The 15848-nt window shown below is 62.0% G+C and carries 14 protein-coding genes and 1 pseudogene; 13 read left to right on the top strand and 2 right to left on the bottom strand.

The features are described 5' to 3' along the window. Positions 1-313 (top strand): annotated as a pseudogene (locus tag APH42_RS15180) (hypothetical protein); the annotation flags it as partial. A gap of 2 nt (positions 314-315) precedes the next feature. Here the strand turns inward: APH42_RS15180 and APH42_RS15185 are convergent. After that, the gene (locus APH42_RS15185; RefSeq protein WP_012272332.1) at positions 316-1200 is read right to left on the bottom strand and encodes an alpha/beta hydrolase; all 885 of its coding nucleotides are present in this window, start codon (positions 1198-1200) and stop codon (positions 316-318) included. 93 nt (positions 1201-1293) lie between these two features. Next, on the bottom strand, positions 1294-2274 hold the full coding sequence (locus tag APH42_RS15190; RefSeq protein ID WP_060493652.1) for a LysR family transcriptional regulator: 981 nt from the start codon (positions 2272-2274) through the stop codon (positions 1294-1296). A gap of 361 nt (positions 2275-2635) precedes the next feature. Between APH42_RS15190 and APH42_RS15195 the strand changes: the two genes are divergently transcribed. The 12 genes from APH42_RS15195 to APH42_RS15250 all read left to right on the top strand — a co-directional run bounded on the left by APH42_RS15195 (position 2636) and on the right by APH42_RS15250 (position 15809). Continuing rightward, positions 2636-3796, top strand: a complete 1161-nt coding sequence (locus tag APH42_RS15195) for a glycine betaine/L-proline ABC transporter ATP-binding protein (RefSeq protein ID WP_012272330.1) — start codon at positions 2636-2638, stop codon at positions 3794-3796. Positions 3797-3839: 43 nt separating this feature from the next. Next, on the top strand, positions 3840-4793 hold the full coding sequence (gene proW, locus APH42_RS15200) for a glycine betaine/L-proline ABC transporter permease ProW (protein WP_012272329.1): 954 nt from the start codon (positions 3840-3842) through the stop codon (positions 4791-4793). Positions 4794-4863: 70 nt separating this feature from the next. After that, a complete protein-coding gene (gene proX, locus APH42_RS15205; RefSeq protein ID WP_060493653.1) occupies positions 4864-5892 on the top strand; it encodes a glycine betaine/L-proline ABC transporter substrate-binding protein ProX in 1029 nt (342 codons plus the stop codon). A 78-nt stretch (positions 5893-5970) separates the two neighbouring features. Continuing rightward, a complete protein-coding gene (locus APH42_RS15210) occupies positions 5971-7026 on the top strand; it encodes a GlxA family transcriptional regulator (protein ID WP_060493654.1) in 1056 nt (351 codons plus the stop codon). 223 nt (positions 7027-7249) lie between these two features. After that, a complete protein-coding gene (locus tag APH42_RS15215; protein WP_012272326.1) occupies positions 7250-8206 on the top strand; it encodes an AraC family transcriptional regulator in 957 nt (318 codons plus the stop codon). Between the two features lie 127 nt (positions 8207-8333). Beyond that, positions 8334-9692, top strand: a complete 1359-nt coding sequence (benA, locus tag APH42_RS15220) for a benzoate 1,2-dioxygenase large subunit (RefSeq protein ID WP_060493655.1) — start codon at positions 8334-8336, stop codon at positions 9690-9692. Further along, a complete protein-coding gene (gene benB, locus APH42_RS15225) occupies positions 9689-10174 on the top strand; it encodes a benzoate 1,2-dioxygenase small subunit (RefSeq protein ID WP_012272324.1) in 486 nt (161 codons plus the stop codon). The genes benA and benB overlap by 4 nt, the downstream gene beginning before the upstream one ends. Positions 10175-10246: 72 nt before the next feature. Continuing rightward, positions 10247-11257: a benzoate 1,2-dioxygenase electron transfer component BenC gene (gene benC / locus APH42_RS15230; protein ID WP_012272323.1), complete on the top strand. Its 1011-nt coding sequence runs from the start codon at positions 10247-10249 to the stop codon at positions 11255-11257. A 145-nt stretch (positions 11258-11402) separates the two neighbouring features. Next, positions 11403-12164, top strand: coding sequence for a 1,6-dihydroxycyclohexa-2,4-diene-1-carboxylate dehydrogenase (locus APH42_RS15235; RefSeq protein WP_012272322.1), 762 nt, complete (start codon positions 11403-11405; stop codon positions 12162-12164). A gap of 57 nt (positions 12165-12221) precedes the next feature. Further along, positions 12222-13550: an aromatic acid/H+ symport family MFS transporter gene (locus APH42_RS15240; RefSeq protein ID WP_012272321.1), complete on the top strand. Its 1329-nt coding sequence runs from the start codon at positions 12222-12224 to the stop codon at positions 13548-13550. Between the two features lie 28 nt (positions 13551-13578). Next, positions 13579-14493 (top strand): catechol 1,2-dioxygenase, encoded by a 915-nt coding sequence (gene catA / locus APH42_RS15245; protein WP_060493656.1) that lies wholly within the window; start codon positions 13579-13581, stop codon positions 14491-14493. 116 nt (positions 14494-14609) lie between these two features. Next, positions 14610-15809 (top strand): benzoate/H(+) symporter BenE family transporter, encoded by a 1200-nt coding sequence (locus APH42_RS15250; RefSeq protein WP_060493657.1) that lies wholly within the window; start codon positions 14610-14612, stop codon positions 15807-15809. Positions 15810-15848: the final 39 nt, after the last annotated feature.

Genomic DNA, 15848 nt, shown 5'->3' on the forward strand with positions numbered 1-15848 from the left:
GATCACCGCGCACGGCGGGCGTACCGAGTTCTACATGACCGACACCATCGACCCGCTGTTCATCAACAACGCTGCGCGCAATATCGAAAAGGCGACGTGGATGCTCAGCCAGCGACAGGACGCCAATGGGGTGCTGCTGTTGTTCTCCAACGAAATCTCGGAGGAGGGCAGCAACCTGAGTTTTGCCGTGGAGTTCGGCAAGATCGTCGCGCGGCTGGATTTGCTGGCCGAGCTGCTGGATGAGCGGTATCGGCGGATTGGCTTGAATTATGCGCAGAGCCTGTTGCTGATGAACTTTCTGCCGGTGCAGTAACTTCAGAGCAGCGCTTGTATGGCGCGTTTATAGCGCTGCCCGGCCAGGCTCATGCTGTTGTTATGGGTTGCCCCGGGCACCAGCAGCAATGTCTTGGGCTGGTGGGCTGCTTCATACAATTGCTGGCTGAAACGCGCTGGCACGAATCGGTCATCCAGGCCGTGTACCAGCAGCACAGGCAGGCCAACCCCCTTGATCTTGTCCAGCGAGTCGAACTTTTGCGACATCAACCAGCGCACTGGCAAGGAGGTATTGGCCACTGCCGCCGCGACATCGCCCAGTGAAGTGAAAGTCGACTCCAGGATTAACCCGCGTGCCGGCACACTGGCACCGTTGTTCTGTGATTCGCGTGTCAGCTCACTGGCCAGTTCCACCGCCACCGCGCCCCCCAAAGAATGGCCGAAGATCAGGCGTTTGCCGGCATCTGGCTGCAGCTGGGCGAAGCGCTCCCAGGCAATGCGTGCATCTTCGTAGACCGTGGCCTCGGAAGGTAGGTCGCCACGGCTTCGGCCAAAGCCACGATAATCCACGGCCAACACCGAATAACCCATGGCATGCAGCTGTTCTATGCGGAACAACTGGCCGGTAAGGTTCCAGCGCACGCCGTGTAGGTAAAGGATGGCCGGCGCGTTGGCGCGTTTGGCCGGCCACCACCAGGCGTGCAGGCTCTGGTTATCGCTGAAGCTGTGCGGGCGCAGGTCGAGTTCCTGCACGCCGCTGGGCAGCCCGCGAAACCAACTGGCTTGGCCAGGCTCGATGCGGAACACCAGCTCGCGCTCCTTGTACTGCAGCACGGCGCAGCTGGTGGGCAGGCCGATGACCAGCAGAATGGCGCACACCCAGGGGAGCCAGCGGCGGCGCAGGTGGGTGACGAAGAGAGTAGGCATGTGGGCTTTCTAGCAGAAGCACTGTGCTGGGTGTCGAAAAAGTGACGGGATGGCAGGTTGGTTTCGTTGCAAGCTGTTTCCGAAAGCGCAGGGTTACCGATTACCCAACGACTCCAACAACGGCTGAAACTCGTCCAGCAACCAGTCCCGCAATCGCAGGCAGCTGGCTTCATGCTCCTTGTCTTCATTGAATGCCAGGAAGTGAAAGGTGTCCTTGAGCACCAGTTCTTCTGCCACTGGCCTTACCAGCATCCCCTGTGCCACCAGCGACTCGACCAAGTGATGCCAGCCCAACGCCACGCCCTGACCGCCAAGGGCCAGTTGCACCAACAGGTTGTAGTCGTTGGCATTGAAGAAATGCGGTGCGGTACTGGCGCGGCTTTTCAGGTCGACGTCATGGAAGGCCAGCCACACATTCCAGTCCACATGTTCGGCGACTTGCGAGCGGCCGTAGGGGCTGAGGTTCAGCAAGGTACCATCACGCAACCCTTTAAGGGTTCCTACCTCCGGGTGCTGCGCCAAATACTGCGGTGTGCACACCGGGTAGATCACGTCATGGTTGAGCGGGTGCGAGCTATAGCCTGCCTGCACCTTGCCCAGCTTGGTGATGTAAATGTCGGGGCGAACCCCAGGCTCCATCGACAGAAAGTTCTGGGTGGTTACCAGGTTGATGTCGATGTCCGGGTGCTCGGCGAAGAACTTCGGCATGCGCGGCCCCATCCACAAGGCGGCAAAGGCCGGTGAACAGCACAGGGTGACTACCTGCTTGGTATTGGTGTTGCTGCGGATACGCTCGGCCGCCTGGGAGATGTTGACGAACGATAACTGCACCGCATCGAAGAAGATCGAACCGGCCACGGTCAACTCCACCGCACGGCCCACACGGGTGAACAACTCGGCGCCCAGGTAGGTCTCCAGCTCGCGGATTTGCCGGCTGACTGCAGCCTGGGTGACGCACAGCGCCTCGGCGGCACGGGTGAAGTTCTGGTACTTGGCGGCGGCGACGAAGACTTTGACCGCACGCAGCGAGGGCATCTTGATCAGCGTCTGATCGGGTTCGGAGTGTCTGACCATGGGTAGCGGGGAGGTCCTTCATCTAGCCAATCAGGCCACTCTAGCCTGTTCCTCGCCAACAGGTAAATGTGCGGGCGGCTCTACCTACGGCCTCAGCGCCCGACTGATAACTTCAGGTAATGGTTAGCGCCATGCAAATGTCGTTGGACCCCCTCTGGCGCAAGGCCTAACGTTAACGCCACGGCGCGACATTCGAGACATCGATGTCGGATAACTTTTTGAAGCAGGACATTCTGCGTGCCGGTTTTGACTCACGTTCGAATTTGAACGGACTGCCAAGCGTACTCGCACTGATCGCTACCCGCCTTATTGAAAGTGCGATGTTGATTGATTGGTTAATAAGCATAATAAAGAGGGTCGTATGAGCCACGCCGATGAGATTCTTTCGGTAAACAACATCTTCAAGGTGTTCGGTCCCAACCCGAACATGGCCATGGAGATGCTCCGCAAGGGCGCCGACAAGAACGAAATCTTCAGCAAGACCGGCCACGTTGTCGGCGTGTTCGATGCAAGCTTTTCCGTCAAGCGTGGCGAGATTTTCGTCATCATGGGCCTCTCGGGCTCGGGCAAGTCGACCATGGTGCGGCTGTTCAACCGCCTGATCGAACCCACTTCCGGCAGCATTCACCTCAACGGCAAGGAAATTACCGGTCTTTCAGACAAAGCCTTGCTGGATGTGCGCCGCAAGGAAATGGGCATGGTGTTTCAGTCCTTCGCGTTGATGCCGCATATGAGCGTGCTTGAGAACACCGCCTTCGGCCTGGAAATTGCCGGTGTACCGGAAGCCGAACGCCACAGCCGCGCCCGTGAAGCCTTGAGCCAGGTTGGCTTGGCCGGTCACGAGAACAGTTACCCGCACCAGTTGTCTGGTGGCATGCAGCAGCGTGTGGGCCTGGCCCGGGCGTTAGCCAACGACCCGGCGATCTTGCTGATGGACGAGGCGTTTTCCGCACTCGACCCGCTGATCCGCAGCGAGATGCAGGGCGAACTGATCCGCCTGCAGGCTGAGCAACAACGCACCATCATCTTCATTTCCCATGACATCGAAGAAGCCATCCGCATCGGCCATCGCATTGCGATCATGGAAGGTGGCCGCGTGGTCCAGATCGGCACCCCACAAGAGCTGATCAACCAGCCGGCCAACGACTACGTGCGTACTTTCTTCAAGAGCTTCGACAGCTCGCGGGTGCTCAAGGCCGGCGATGTGGCCAGGTTCGACCCGGCCGTGGTGTGCAAGGTCAATGGCAAGGCGCCGAGCTTCCAGGCCGGCGTGCCGTTTGGCTACCTGGTCGACGAGCGCGGGCAGTTGCTGGGCGTGGTCGACACCGACGTCAACGGCGCCACTGCCAGTGACCGCTACAGCCTGCACGAACAGCGCCCGGTGTACACCGACACGCCGCTGCACGAAGTCCTCGGGATTGCTGCCGACCTGCCGTACCCGGTGCCAGTGCTCGACCGTCAGGGCGCCTTCAAGGGCACGCTGTCGAAGAACGAGCTGCTGCAGACCCTGAGCCGCAACTAATCCAAGAAGCGCCCGTAGCGTTTATTAGAACAGGTAAGCCCTCATGTCCGAATTCAGCCTGCTTGACCCGTTCCAGGCGGCCACCATCCCCTTGGGCGACTGGGTCACCGCGACCCTGAACTTTCTGGTGCACAACTTCCGCGAGGTGTTCCGCGCCATTCGCTGGCCAATCGACCAGGTGCTCAATGGCATCGAGTTCACCCTGCAGAGCATCCCGCCCACCATCGGCATCCTCCTTTCGTCATTGCTGGGCTGGCAGCTGGCAGGCAAGCGCATGGCGGTACTGTGCTTCATCACCCTGACCTTGCTCGGCCTGATCGGTGTGTGGTCGGAGTCGATGACCACCCTGGCCCTGGTACTGACGTCGGTGTTCTTCTGCGCGGTCATCGGCATTCCGTTGGGTATCGTCTGCGCCCGCAGCAACCGCCTGGAAAGCATTATCCGCCCGCTGCTCGATGCCATGCAGACCCTGCCGGCGTTCGTTTACCTGGTCCCGGTGGTGATGCTGTTCGGCATCGGTAATGTACCTGGCGTGCTGGTGACCATCGTGTTCGCCCTGCCGCCGCTGGTGCGCCTGACCAACCTGGGTATTCGCCAGGTGCCGGAAGACAAGATCGAAGCCGCCCGCGCTTTCGGCTGCACCCCACGGCAGATGTTGACCCGCGTGCAACTGCCGCTGGCCACTTCGACCATCATGGCTGGCCTCAACCAGACCCTGATGCTGTCGCTGTCGATGGTGGTCATCGCCTCGATGATTTCGGTCGGTGGCCTGGGCCAGATGGTACTGCGCGGCATCGGCCGGCTGGACATGGGCCTGGCCACGGTCGGTGGCGTGGGGCTGGTGCTGCTGGCGATCTTCCTCGACCGCCTGACCCAGGCCATGGGCGCCCGCACCAGTGCCGACCCGAGCCTGCGCTGGTACCACACTGGCCCCGCAGGCGTGGTGATGCGCCTGTGTGGCGCAGCGCCCGTGAAAGGGCGGCGCAAGACCGCCTGAGCACAGCAAGACACTTGATACGTTCGATCTGCCGCACTTGAAGATAAAAATCAGAAGAAGGTAAGCGACGATGCACGAATCCAAATTCACCCGCAGCATCCTCAAATGTGCCACGGCATTGACCCTGGTGGCCGCTGCGCTGGGCGCAAACGCTTCGGCGGACAAACCGGGTGATGGCGTGAAGGTAACGCCGATTTTCCCCTCGATCGCCGAAGAGCGTTTCCGCGGTGAAGTGGCCATGGAAGGCCTGCGCGAGCTGGGCTACAACGTGCAGGAACCCAAGGAGACCGAATACGGCGTGATGATGGTGGCCTTGGCCAACGGCGATGCCGACTTCACCGTGCACCTGTGGGAAAAACTGCACGACAAGTTCTACCAGCAGGCTGGCGGCGACGATGTGATGGTCAAGACCGGCAACATTCTGCCGGGTGTCGCCCAGGGCTACTTGATCGACAAGAAAACCGCCGACCAGTACAACATCAAGTACATCACCGACCTGAAAAAGCCGGAAATCGCCAAACTGTTCGACACCGACGGCGACGGCAAGGCCGACATGACCGGTTGCAATCCGGGCTGGGGTTGCGAGCTGGTGATTTCCCACCACATGAAGGCCTACGACCTGGACAAGAGTGTCAACGTCAACCAAGGCTCGTACTTTGCGCTGATGGCCGACACCATCGCCCGTTACAAGGAAGGCAAGCCGATCCTGTATTTCACCTGGGTGCCGCAGTGGATCGCCAGCGTGCTGGTCGAAGGCAAGGATGTGGTCTGGCTGGAAGTGCCGAAGACCGACCTGCCTGATGGCAAGAACGACGTCGACACCACCTACCACGGCAAGAACCTGGGCTTTGCCATCGACAAGGTGGTGGCCGTGCTGAACAAGGACTTTGCCGAAAAGAACCCGGCGGCGCTGAAGTTCCTGTCGCTGGTGCAGATCAACACCGACGACGAGAGCAACCAGAACCTGAAGATGCAGCAGGGCGAGAAGAAGCCCAAAGACATCGAGCGCCATGCCAAGCAGTGGGTTGCCGCCCACCGCCAGCAGTTCGATCAGTGGCTGCAAGCCTCACGCGACGCAGCGGCCCAGGCCGGCAAGTAACCTGTTCCAGCACTGCTGGCTTCTTCGCGGGCAAGCCCGCGTGGAAGCCAATGCAACTCCCGCAGTTGAGTTAAAGCCATGAGCCACTTCGAAAGCATCCTCAAAAGCACCAACCTGGCCCACCTGGCCCCGGCCATCCGCACTTCGCTTTCAATGCCGTGCCAGCGCGTGGCCTTCGTCCTGCGCGAGCACTTTTCGATGATGGCCTTCACAGCTGCGATGGACAGCCTGGTCACCGCCAACCTGATGAGCGCCACGCCGTTGTTCCAGGTTCAGGTGGTGGGTGAGGGCGCCCAGGTGATGAGCGACCTGGGCATCGCCTTGCCGGTCAACACTCAGCTCGCTGACCTGGATGTGCACGGCCTTGACTGCCTGCTGGTGTGTGGTGGCTTTCGCGTGCGCCTGGAAGCCGCGCCGCAACTGCGTGCCAAGTTACGCCAAGCCGACCAGTACGGCTGCCAACTGGGCGGGCTGTGGAACGGCGCTTACTTCCTGGCCGAGGCTGGCTTGCTCAATGATCACGACTGCGCCTTCCACCCCGATGGCCGAGCGATGATGAACGAGCTGTTCCCCAAAGTACGTATCAGCCGCCAGGCCCATGTGCTGGACCGGCGACATATGAGCTGCGCCGGTGCCAGCAGTGCCTTGGACATGATGTTGGCAATGCTTGAACAGTGCGGTGGCGTACCCTTGCGCCGGGCCGTGGAGCAGATGCTGGCCTGTGACCGTGCGCGGGTCATGAGCGACGCACCTGCCAGCGCCCCGGAAATCGACCCCAGCCTGCCCAAGGGGGTGCGCCTGGCCCTGGAATTGATGCATGCCAATATCGAAGACCCCATTGGCATCGACGAAATCGCCGAACATGCCGGCTTGTCTCGCCGGCACTTGGAGCGGCTGTTCCGCCGCCATGTGCAGGCCACACCACCGCGTTACTATCTGGAGCTGCGCCTGACCCATGCGCGCCAACTGTTGCAACACACCAGCAAGTCATTGACCGAGGTGGCAGTGGCCAGCGGGTTCATCAGCTTCCCGCATTTCTATCGGCGGTTTCGTGAGTTGTTTGCCGTTGCTCCGCGCCAATATCGTGCCCGTAGCCAGGGGTGGGCAGGGCGGCAGGAAAAAACTGTTCGATAAACGAACACAGGCTGCACCTGGCCTGTCCGTTATCCGCCCATCCAATCCCATCGCCGCATTGCCCAACCCCCGCCTTTTTGCTGTAGTGTGCCCATCCACCGGTTGTCGCCTGCCCCCGCGACCCGCAACCGGCCCGATAGAATGACCGTGACGACCGCAACCACAGCCCACAAGGCAGTAGGACGCGGCGACCAGAACAATAACGATACCGAGTGCCTTGCCTATGGAAAGCCGCCTGCTGAGCGAACGCAGTAGCGTGTTTCACCACGCCGACCCTTATGCTGTGTCCGATTATGTGAACCAGCATGTGGGCCAGCATTGCATCGGTCTGTCGCGTACCACCCACCCTCAGGCCAGCCTCAGCCACCGCAAGTTCGCCGAACTCGACTTGTGTCGTATCAGCTACGGTGGCAGCGTGCGCGTTACCTCGCCAGCACTGGAAACCATTTACCACCTGCAAGTGCTGCTCAACGGCAATTGCCTGTGGCGCGGGCACAAGCGCGAACAGCACCTGATTCCAGGGGAGCTGCTGCTGATCAACCCGGACGACCCAGTTGATCTGACTTACTCAGAAGACTGCGAGAAGTTCATCCTCAAGGTGCCGACCCGCTTGCTGGACTCGATCTGCGATGAACAGCGCTGGCATCGGCCAGAAGGCGGCGTGCGGTTCTTGCGCAACCATTATCGGTTGGATGAACTGGACGGGTTCGTGAACCTGCTGGCGATGGTTTGCCATGAAGCGGAAGTGAGCGACTCGCTACCCAGGGTGCAGGGCCATTACAGCCAGATTGTCGCCAGCAAGCTGCTGACCCTGATGAGCACCAATATCCGCCGCGAAAGCCTGGGATCGCCTGGCGTAAGCCTTGATCGGATCATCGAATATATCGATCGCAACCTCAAACTTGAGCTGCCAGCCGAGGCGCTGGCAGAGCAGGCGTGCATGAGCCTGCGGTCGTTGTATGCGTTGTTCGACCGGCATCTTGGTACTACGCCCAAGCAATATGTGCGTCAGCGCAAGCTGGAGCAGGTGCGTGCCTGTCTGGGTGATGCCAGTTGTGCAGTGCGTAGCGTGACTGAACTGGCCTTGGATTATGGCTTCCTGCACCTGGGGCGCTTTTCCGAAGTGTATCGGCACCAGTTTGGTGAATTGCCTTCGGAAACTTTCCGTAACCGGCGCTGAACTTCGCCACCCCCTTCGCGTGCAAGCCTGCACAAAACGGATACTACTGCGCACAAACCGGATACTCCCGCCTAATACCAGCGCCCAAACTGACCAGGTCTAAACAATAACAATGGAGACCCTGGCCATGTCCCTGGGATTCGACTACCTCAATGCCATGCTCGAGGACGACCGTGAAAAGGGCATCTACCGCTGCAAGCGCGAGATGTTCACCGACCCACGCCTGTTCGACCTGGAGATGAAACACATCTTCGAGGGCAACTGGATCTATCTGGCCCATGAAAGCCAGATCCCCGAAAAGAACGACTTCCTCAGCCTGACCATGGGGCGCCAGCCGATTTTCATCGCGCGCAACAAGGACGGTGAGCTCAATGCCTTCCTCAATGCCTGCAGCCACCGTGGCGCCATGCTGTGCCGGCACAAGCGCGGTAACCGCTCCAGCTACACCTGCCCATTCCACGGCTGGACGTTCAACAACAGCGGCAAGCTGCTGAAGGTGAAAGACCCGAGCAATGCCGGCTACCCCGACAGCTTCAACTGCGACGGCTCCCACGACCTGACCAAGGTGGCGCGCTTCGAGTCGTACCGGGGCTTTCTGTTCGGCAGCCTGAACGCCGATGTAAAACCGCTGGTGGAACACCTGGGCGAGTCGGCCAAGATCATCGACATGATCGTCGATCAGTCGCCGGAGGGCCTGGAAGTGCTGCGCGGTGCCAGCTCGTACATCTACGAAGGCAACTGGAAGCTCACCGCCGAAAACGGCGCCGACGGCTACCACGTCAGCTCCGTGCACTGGAACTACGCCGCTACCCAGAACCAGCGCAAGCAGCGCGAAGCGGGTGACGAGATCAAGACCATGAGCGCCGGTTCCTGGGCCAAGCAGGGCGGCGGCTTCTACTCCTTCGACCACGGCCACCTGCTGCTGTGGACCCGCTGGGCCAACCCCGAAGACCGCCCGGCCTACGAGCGCCGCGACCAGCTGGCCGCCGACTTCGGCCAGGCCCGCGCCGACTGGATGATCGAAAACTCGCGCAACCTGTGCCTGTACCCCAACGTTTACCTGATGGACCAGTTCAGCTCGCAGATCCGCGTTGCCCGGCCGATTTCGGTGAACAAGACCGAAATCACCATCTATTGCATCGCGCCGAAAGGCGAGAGTGCCGATGCCCGTGCCAAGCGCATCCGCCAGTACGAAGACTTCTTCAATGTCAGCGGCATGGCCACCCCGGACGACCTGGAAGAGTTCCGCTCGTGCCAGACCGGCTACGGCGGCGGCACCGGTTGGAACGATATGTCCCGCGGTGCTAAACATTGGGTCGAAGGCGCTGATGAGGCCGCCAAGGAAATCGAACTCGAACCGCTATTGTCCGGCGTGCGCACCGAGGACGAAGGCCTGTTCGTGCTGCAGCACAAGTACTGGCAGGACACCATGATCCAGGCCCTCAAGGACGAACAGCAACTGATCCCCGTGGAGGCCGTGCAATGAGCCTGTATGAAACCGTGCGCGACTTTCTCTACCGCGAAGCGCGCTACCTGGACGACGCCCAGTGGGACCAGTGGCTGGAGCTGTACGCCAGCGACGCCACCTTCTGGATGCCCAGCTGGGATGATGACGATACCCTGACCGAAGACCCACAGAGCGAAATCTCGCTGATCTGGTACGGCAACCGGGGTGGCCTGGAAGACCGGGTGTTCCGCATCAAGACCGAACGCTCCAGCGCGACCGTGCCCGACACCCGCACCTCGCACAACATCAGCAACATCGAGATCGTCGAACAGGGCGAGGGCAGCTGCCAGGTGCGTTTCAACTGGCACACCCTGAGCTTCCGCTACAAGACCACTGACAGTTATTTCGGCACCAGTTTCTACACCCTCGACCTGCGCGGCGAACAGCCGCTGATCAAGGCCAAGAAGGTGGTGCTGAAAAACGACTACGTGCGTCAGGTCATCGACATCTACCACATCTGACACAAGGTTTTGCGAGCACTGCCCGGTGCGTCCTGCGACGCGCCGTGGGCCGGCTCGCCCGCGAGGTGCAACATGAGCTACCAGATCGCACTGAATTTCGAAGACGGCGTTACCCGTTTCATCGAGGCAAGCGGCCACGAGACCGTGGCCGATGCCGCCTATCGCCAGGGCATCAATATTCCGCTGGACTGCCGCGACGGTGCTTGCGGCACCTGCAAATGCAAGGCCGAATCCGGGCGCTATGACCTGGGCGACAACTTCATCGAAGACGCCCTGAGCGAAGACGAAATCGCCGAAGGCTACGTGCTGACGTGCCAGATGCGCGCCGAAAGCGACTGCGTGATCCGCATTCCGGCTTCGTCGCAGCTGTGCAAGACCGAGCAAGCCAGTTTCGAGGCGGCCATCAGCGATGTGCGCCAACTGTCGGCCAGTACCATTGCCCTGTCCATCAAGGGCGAGGCCCTCAGCCGCCTGGCATTCCTGCCGGGGCAGTACGTCAACCTCAAGGTGCCGGGCAGCGAGCAAAGCCGCGCCTACTCGTTCAGCTCACTGCAGAAGGACGGCGAAGTCAGCTTCCTGATTCGCAACGTGCCGGGCGGGCTGATGAGCAGCTTCCTCACCAACCTGGCCAAGGCCGGCGACAACATGAGCCTGGCCGGGCCGCTGGGCAGCTTTTACCTGCGGCCAATCCAGCGCCCGCTGTTGCTGCTGGCGGGAGGGACCGGGCTGGCACCGTTCACTGCAATGCTGGAGAGGATCGCCGAGCAGGGCAGCGAGCATCCGCTGCACTTGATCTATGGCGTGACCAACGACTTCGACCTGGTCGAACTCGACCGCCTGCAAGCGCTGGCGTCGCGCATCCCCAACTTCACCTACAGCGCCTGCGTGGCCAACCCGGACAGCCAGTACCCGCAGAAGGGTTACGTGACTCAGCACATCGAGCCACGCCACCTCAATGACGGCGATGTGGACGTGTACCTGTGCGGGCCGCCACCGATGGTAGAAGCGGTCAGCCAGTACGTGCGTGAGCAGGGCATTACCCCGGCCAACTTCTACTACGAGAAGTTCGCGGCGGCGGCCTGACTCCTTTACCCCGAACACAACACTGCCCCCTGTAGGAGCGGGTTTACCCGCGAAGAGGCCGGCCGGTACAGCGGTTATGTCTTGTCGGACGCATTCGCGGGTAAACCCGCTCCCACAGGGATCGTGGTGAACCGGAGAGATGGATATGAACAATAGATTCCAAGGCAAGGTCGCCCTGGTCACCGGTGCCGCTCAAGGCATCGGCCGGGGTGTGTGTTGGCGGCTCAAGGCCGAGGGCGCGCAAGTGGTCGCGGTAGACCGTTCCGAGCTGGTCCACGAACTGGCCGGCGAGGGCATGCTCACCCTCACTGCCGACCTGGAGCAACACGCTGACTGCGCCCGAGTCATGGCCAGTGCGGTCCAAGCCTTCGGCCGCCTGGACATCCTGGTCAACAACGTTGGTGGCACTATCTGGGCCAAGCCTTTCGAGCATTACGAAGTCGAGCAGATCGAAGCCGAAGTGCGCCGCTCGCTGTTCCCGACCCTGTGGTGCTGCCATGCCGCGCTGCCGTACATGCTCGAACGCGGCAGCGGCGCCATCGTCAACGTCTCGTCCATCGCCACCCGTGGCGTCAACCGTGTGCCCTATGGCGCGGCCAAAGGTGGCGTCAACGCGCTGACCGCGTGCCTGGCCTTTGAAACCGCCGGCCGCGGCATCCGCGTTAACGCCACCGCGCCCGGCGGCACCGAAGCACCGCCCCGGCGCGTGCCGCGTAACAGCGCCGAGCAGAGCGAGCAGGAAAAACGCTGGTACCAGCAGATCGTCGACCAGACCCTCGACAGTAGCCTGATGCACCGCTACGGCAGCATCGACGAGCAGGTGGGCGCCATTTTGTTCCTTGCCTCTGACGAGGCTTCGTACATCACCGGCGTGACCCTGCCGGTAGGGGGCGGCGACCTCGGCTGAGCAGCAACCTCACGGCAACAGCTTTCCTCCACAACAAAAACAAGAGCGACAGATGCCATGCGAACCCTTGACGTACACCCGATCATCGATAATGCGCGCTTTACCCCGTTTCACTGGATGGTCATGGCCTGGTGCGGCCTGCTGCTGATCTTCGACGGCTATGACCTGTTCATCTACGGCGTGGTACTGCCGGTAATCATGAAAGAGTGGGGCCTGACCCCGTTGCAGGCGGGTGCGCTGGGCAGCTATGCGCTGTTCGGCATGATGTTCGGCGCCTTGGCATTCGGCAGCCTGGCCGACCGCATCGGGCGCAAGAAGGGCATTGCCATCTGTTTCGCCTTGTTCTCGGGGGCGACCATTCTCAATGGCTTCGCCAGCAGCCCGAGCGAGTTTGGCATCTACCGCTTCATTGCCGGCCTGGGCTGTGGCGGCCTGATGCCCAACGCCGTGGCACTGATGAACGAGTACGCGCCCAAACGCCTGCGCAGCACGCTGGTGGCGATCATGTTCAGCGGCTATTCGCTGGGCGGCATGCTGTCGGCGGGCGTTGGCATCTTCATGCTGCCGCGCTTTGGTTGGGAATCGATGTTCTTCGCCGCTGCGGTGCCACTGTTGCTGTTGCCGGTGATCCTCTACTACCTGCCGGAATCCATCGGTTTTCTGGTGCGTCAGGGCCGTAGCGATGAAGCGCGCAAGCTGCTGAAACGGCTGGACCCGAACTGTGACGTGCAGGCCGATGACGTGCTGCAGGCGGCTGATCGCAAAGGCAGCGGGGCGTCGGTACTTGAGCTGTTCCGCAACGGCCTGGCGATTCGTACCCTGGCGCTATGGCTGGCGTTCTTCTGCTGCCTGCTGATGGTCTATGCGTTGAGTTCCTGGCTGCCCAAGCTGATGGCCAACGCCGGTTACAGCCTGGGTTCGAGCCTGTCGTTCCTGCTGGCCCTGAACTTTGGCGGCATGGCCGGGGCGATCCTCGGTGGCTGGCTGGGTGACCGCTACAACCTGGTCAAGGTGAAGGTGGCGTTCTTCATTGCCGCTGCGCTGTCGATCAGCCTGCTGGGGGTGAACAGCCCAATGCCCGTGCTGTACCTGCTGATCTTCATCGCCGGCGCCACCACCATTGGTACGCAGATTCTGCTGTATGCCGGCGCTGCGCAAATGTACGGCTTGTCGGTGCGCTCCACCGGGCTGGGCTGGGCTTCGGGCATCGGCCGCAACGGCGCCATCGTCGGCCCGCTGCTGGGCGGCGCGCTTATGGGTATCAACCTACCGCTGCAACTCAATTTCATAGCCTTCGCCATCCCTGGCGCCATCGCAGCGCTGGCCATGGCCGTGCACTTGGCCAGTGGCCGGCGCCACGCTCAGGCCGTTGCGGCGCAGGCCTGAACCCAAAAGAACAAGATGAGGTAAACCCATGACCGTGAAAATTTCCCAAACTGGCGAAGTACAGCAGTTCTTTGCAGAGGCCGCAGGCGTTGGCAACGATGCCGGCAGCCCTCGGCTCAAGCGCATCGTGCAGCGTGTGCTGCAGGACACTGCGCGGCTGATCGAAGACCTGGAGATCAGCGAGGACGAGTTCTGGCATGCCGTCGACTACCTGAACCGCCTGGGTGGCCGCGGCGAAGCCGGGCTGCTGGTGGCGGGCCTGGGCCTCGAGCACTTCCTTGACCTGCTACAGGATGCCAAGGACCAGCAGGCCGGGCTGGTCGGCGGCACCCCACGCACCATCGAAGGCCCGCTGTACGTGGCCGGTGCACCGATTGCCCAAGGTGAAGTGCGCATGGACGACGGTAGCGAGGAGGGCGTAGCCACGGTGATGTACCTGCAAGGCCAGGTGCTCGACCCGCAAGGGCAGCCGCTGCCAGGCGCCACGGTGGACTTGTGGCATGCCAATACCCGTGGCACCTACTCGTTCTTCGACCAGAGCCAGTCTGAATACAACCTGCGTCGGCGCATCGTCACCGATGCCGAAGGGCGTTACCGCGCACGCTCCATCGTGCCGTCGGGTTACGGATGTGACCCGCAGGGGCCAACCCAGGAGTGCCTGGACCTGCTGGGCCGCCACGGCCAGCGCCCGGCGCATGTGCACTTCTTCATCTCGGCGCCGGGTTACCGGCACCTGACCACGCAGATCAACCTGTCGGGGGACAAGTACCTGTGGGATGACTTTGCCTATGCCACGCGCGATGGGCTGGTGGGGGAAGTGGTGTTCGTCGAAGGCGAGGCGGGGCGGCATGCCGAGTTGAAGTTCGACTTCCAGCTGCAGACGGCCCTGGGCGGCGTGGATGAGCAGCGCAGCAACCGGCCACGGGCGTTGCAGGACGCCTGAACCACCGAGTTGGCTGCTACGGGGCTCGCTCCCATAGGGATCGCGCGAGCCCCCGAAACTGCCAACACAGAACAAGAGCCAGCCTCCAAGGCCGGCCGATGCCTTGCGAGAGTCTCATGACAACCTTGATCAAGGACAGCTCGCTGTCCGCCATCATCGCCGGCTGCATCGCCACGATGATCTCCTACGCCGGCCCGCTGGTGATCATCTTTCACGCCGCCGAAGCCGCCGGCCTGTCGCACCAGCAACTGTCGTCCTGGGTCTGGGCCGTGTCCATGGGCAGTGCCGTGCTCGGTGCGCTACTGAGCCTGCGCTACCGCGTACCGGTCGTGATCGCCTGGTCCATCCCAGGGTCGGCGCTGCTGGTCACCGCCTTGCCGCAACTGGGGCTGGAGCAGGCCGTGGGCGCCTATCTCGTGGCCAACCTGGTTCTGCTGCTGATTGGCATCAGTGGAGCCTTCGACCGCATTATTGCGCGGCTGCCGGGCTCCATTGCCGCTGGCATGCAGGCCGGCATTCTGTTCAGCTTCGGCATCGAGGTGTTTCGGGCCTTGCCGTTGCAACCCATGCTGGTGTTGGCGATGTTCATCACCTACGTGCTGATGCGCCGGGTGCAGCCGCGCTATGCAGTGGCTGCGGTGCTGTGCGTGGGCACCGTGGTGACCGTGGCCAGCGGTGCGTTCCGTAGCGAAGCACTGGTGCTTGAACTGGCCTCGCCCCAGTGGGTCCCTCCGCAGTTCAGCCTGGCGGCGGTGTTCAGCCTGGCGCTGCCGATGGTGCTGGTGGCGCTTACCGGGCAGTTCATGCCGGGCATGGCGGTACTGCGCAACGCCGGCTACCCCACGCCTGCCAGCCCGCTGATCAGCGCCAGCGCCCTGGCCGGGGCACTGCTGGCGCCATTCGGCTGCCACGGGCTGAACCTGGCGGCGGTCACCGCCAGCCTGTGCACCGGCCATGAAGCCCATGAAAACCCGAGGCGGCGCTACGTGGCGGCGGTAGCTGGCAGTGCGCTGTACCTGCTGCTGGGCATTGCCGGGGCCACCTTGATGTCGCTGTTCGCAGCCTTTCCTGCTGCACTGATCGCCGCCCTGGCCGGTCTGGCCCTGTATGGCGCCATCAGCGAGGCATTGGCCCGCAGCCTGGCAGAACCGGCCGAGCGCGATGCCGGGCTGTTCACCTTCCTGGTTACCGCGTCTGGGGTGGCTTTCCTGGGCCTGTCGGCGGCGTTCTGGGGGCTGTTGTTCGGCCTGCTGGCTCACGCACTGCTCCGGCTGCGCCAGCCACGTGCCCAGGAGGTGCTGCGCCGTAACCCATGACCTGCCGTGTTCCCAACGCTTTACCCATAAAAACAAGAT

It is taken from the genome of Pseudomonas sp. NBRC 111140 (assembly GCF_001320885.1).
GTDB classification, from domain to species: domain Bacteria; phylum Pseudomonadota; class Gammaproteobacteria; order Pseudomonadales; family Pseudomonadaceae; genus Aquipseudomonas; species Aquipseudomonas putida_P.

Coding starts and splice junctions, on each gene's coding strand:
- APH42_RS15185 (WP_012272332.1), bottom strand. CDS start 1,200: ATGCCTACTCTCTTCGTCACCCACCTGCGCCGCCGCTGGCTCCCCTGG.
- APH42_RS15190 (WP_060493652.1), bottom strand. CDS start 2,274: ATGGTCAGACACTCCGAACCCGATCAGACGCTGATCAAGATGCCCTCG.
- APH42_RS15195 (WP_012272330.1), top strand. CDS start 2,636: ATGAGCCACGCCGATGAGATTCTTTCGGTAAACAACATCTTCAAGGTG.
- proW (WP_012272329.1), top strand. CDS start 3,840: ATGTCCGAATTCAGCCTGCTTGACCCGTTCCAGGCGGCCACCATCCCC.
- proX (WP_060493653.1), top strand. CDS start 4,864: ATGCACGAATCCAAATTCACCCGCAGCATCCTCAAATGTGCCACGGCA.
- APH42_RS15210 (WP_060493654.1), top strand. CDS start 5,971: ATGAGCCACTTCGAAAGCATCCTCAAAAGCACCAACCTGGCCCACCTG.
- APH42_RS15215 (WP_012272326.1), top strand. CDS start 7,250: ATGGAAAGCCGCCTGCTGAGCGAACGCAGTAGCGTGTTTCACCACGCC.
- benA (WP_060493655.1), top strand. CDS start 8,334: ATGTCCCTGGGATTCGACTACCTCAATGCCATGCTCGAGGACGACCGT.
- benB (WP_012272324.1), top strand. CDS start 9,689: ATGAGCCTGTATGAAACCGTGCGCGACTTTCTCTACCGCGAAGCGCGC.
- benC (WP_012272323.1), top strand. CDS start 10,247: ATGAGCTACCAGATCGCACTGAATTTCGAAGACGGCGTTACCCGTTTC.
- APH42_RS15235 (WP_012272322.1), top strand. CDS start 11,403: ATGAACAATAGATTCCAAGGCAAGGTCGCCCTGGTCACCGGTGCCGCT.
- APH42_RS15240 (WP_012272321.1), top strand. CDS start 12,222: ATGCGAACCCTTGACGTACACCCGATCATCGATAATGCGCGCTTTACC.
- catA (WP_060493656.1), top strand. CDS start 13,579: ATGACCGTGAAAATTTCCCAAACTGGCGAAGTACAGCAGTTCTTTGCA.
- APH42_RS15250 (WP_060493657.1), top strand. CDS start 14,610: ATGACAACCTTGATCAAGGACAGCTCGCTGTCCGCCATCATCGCCGGC.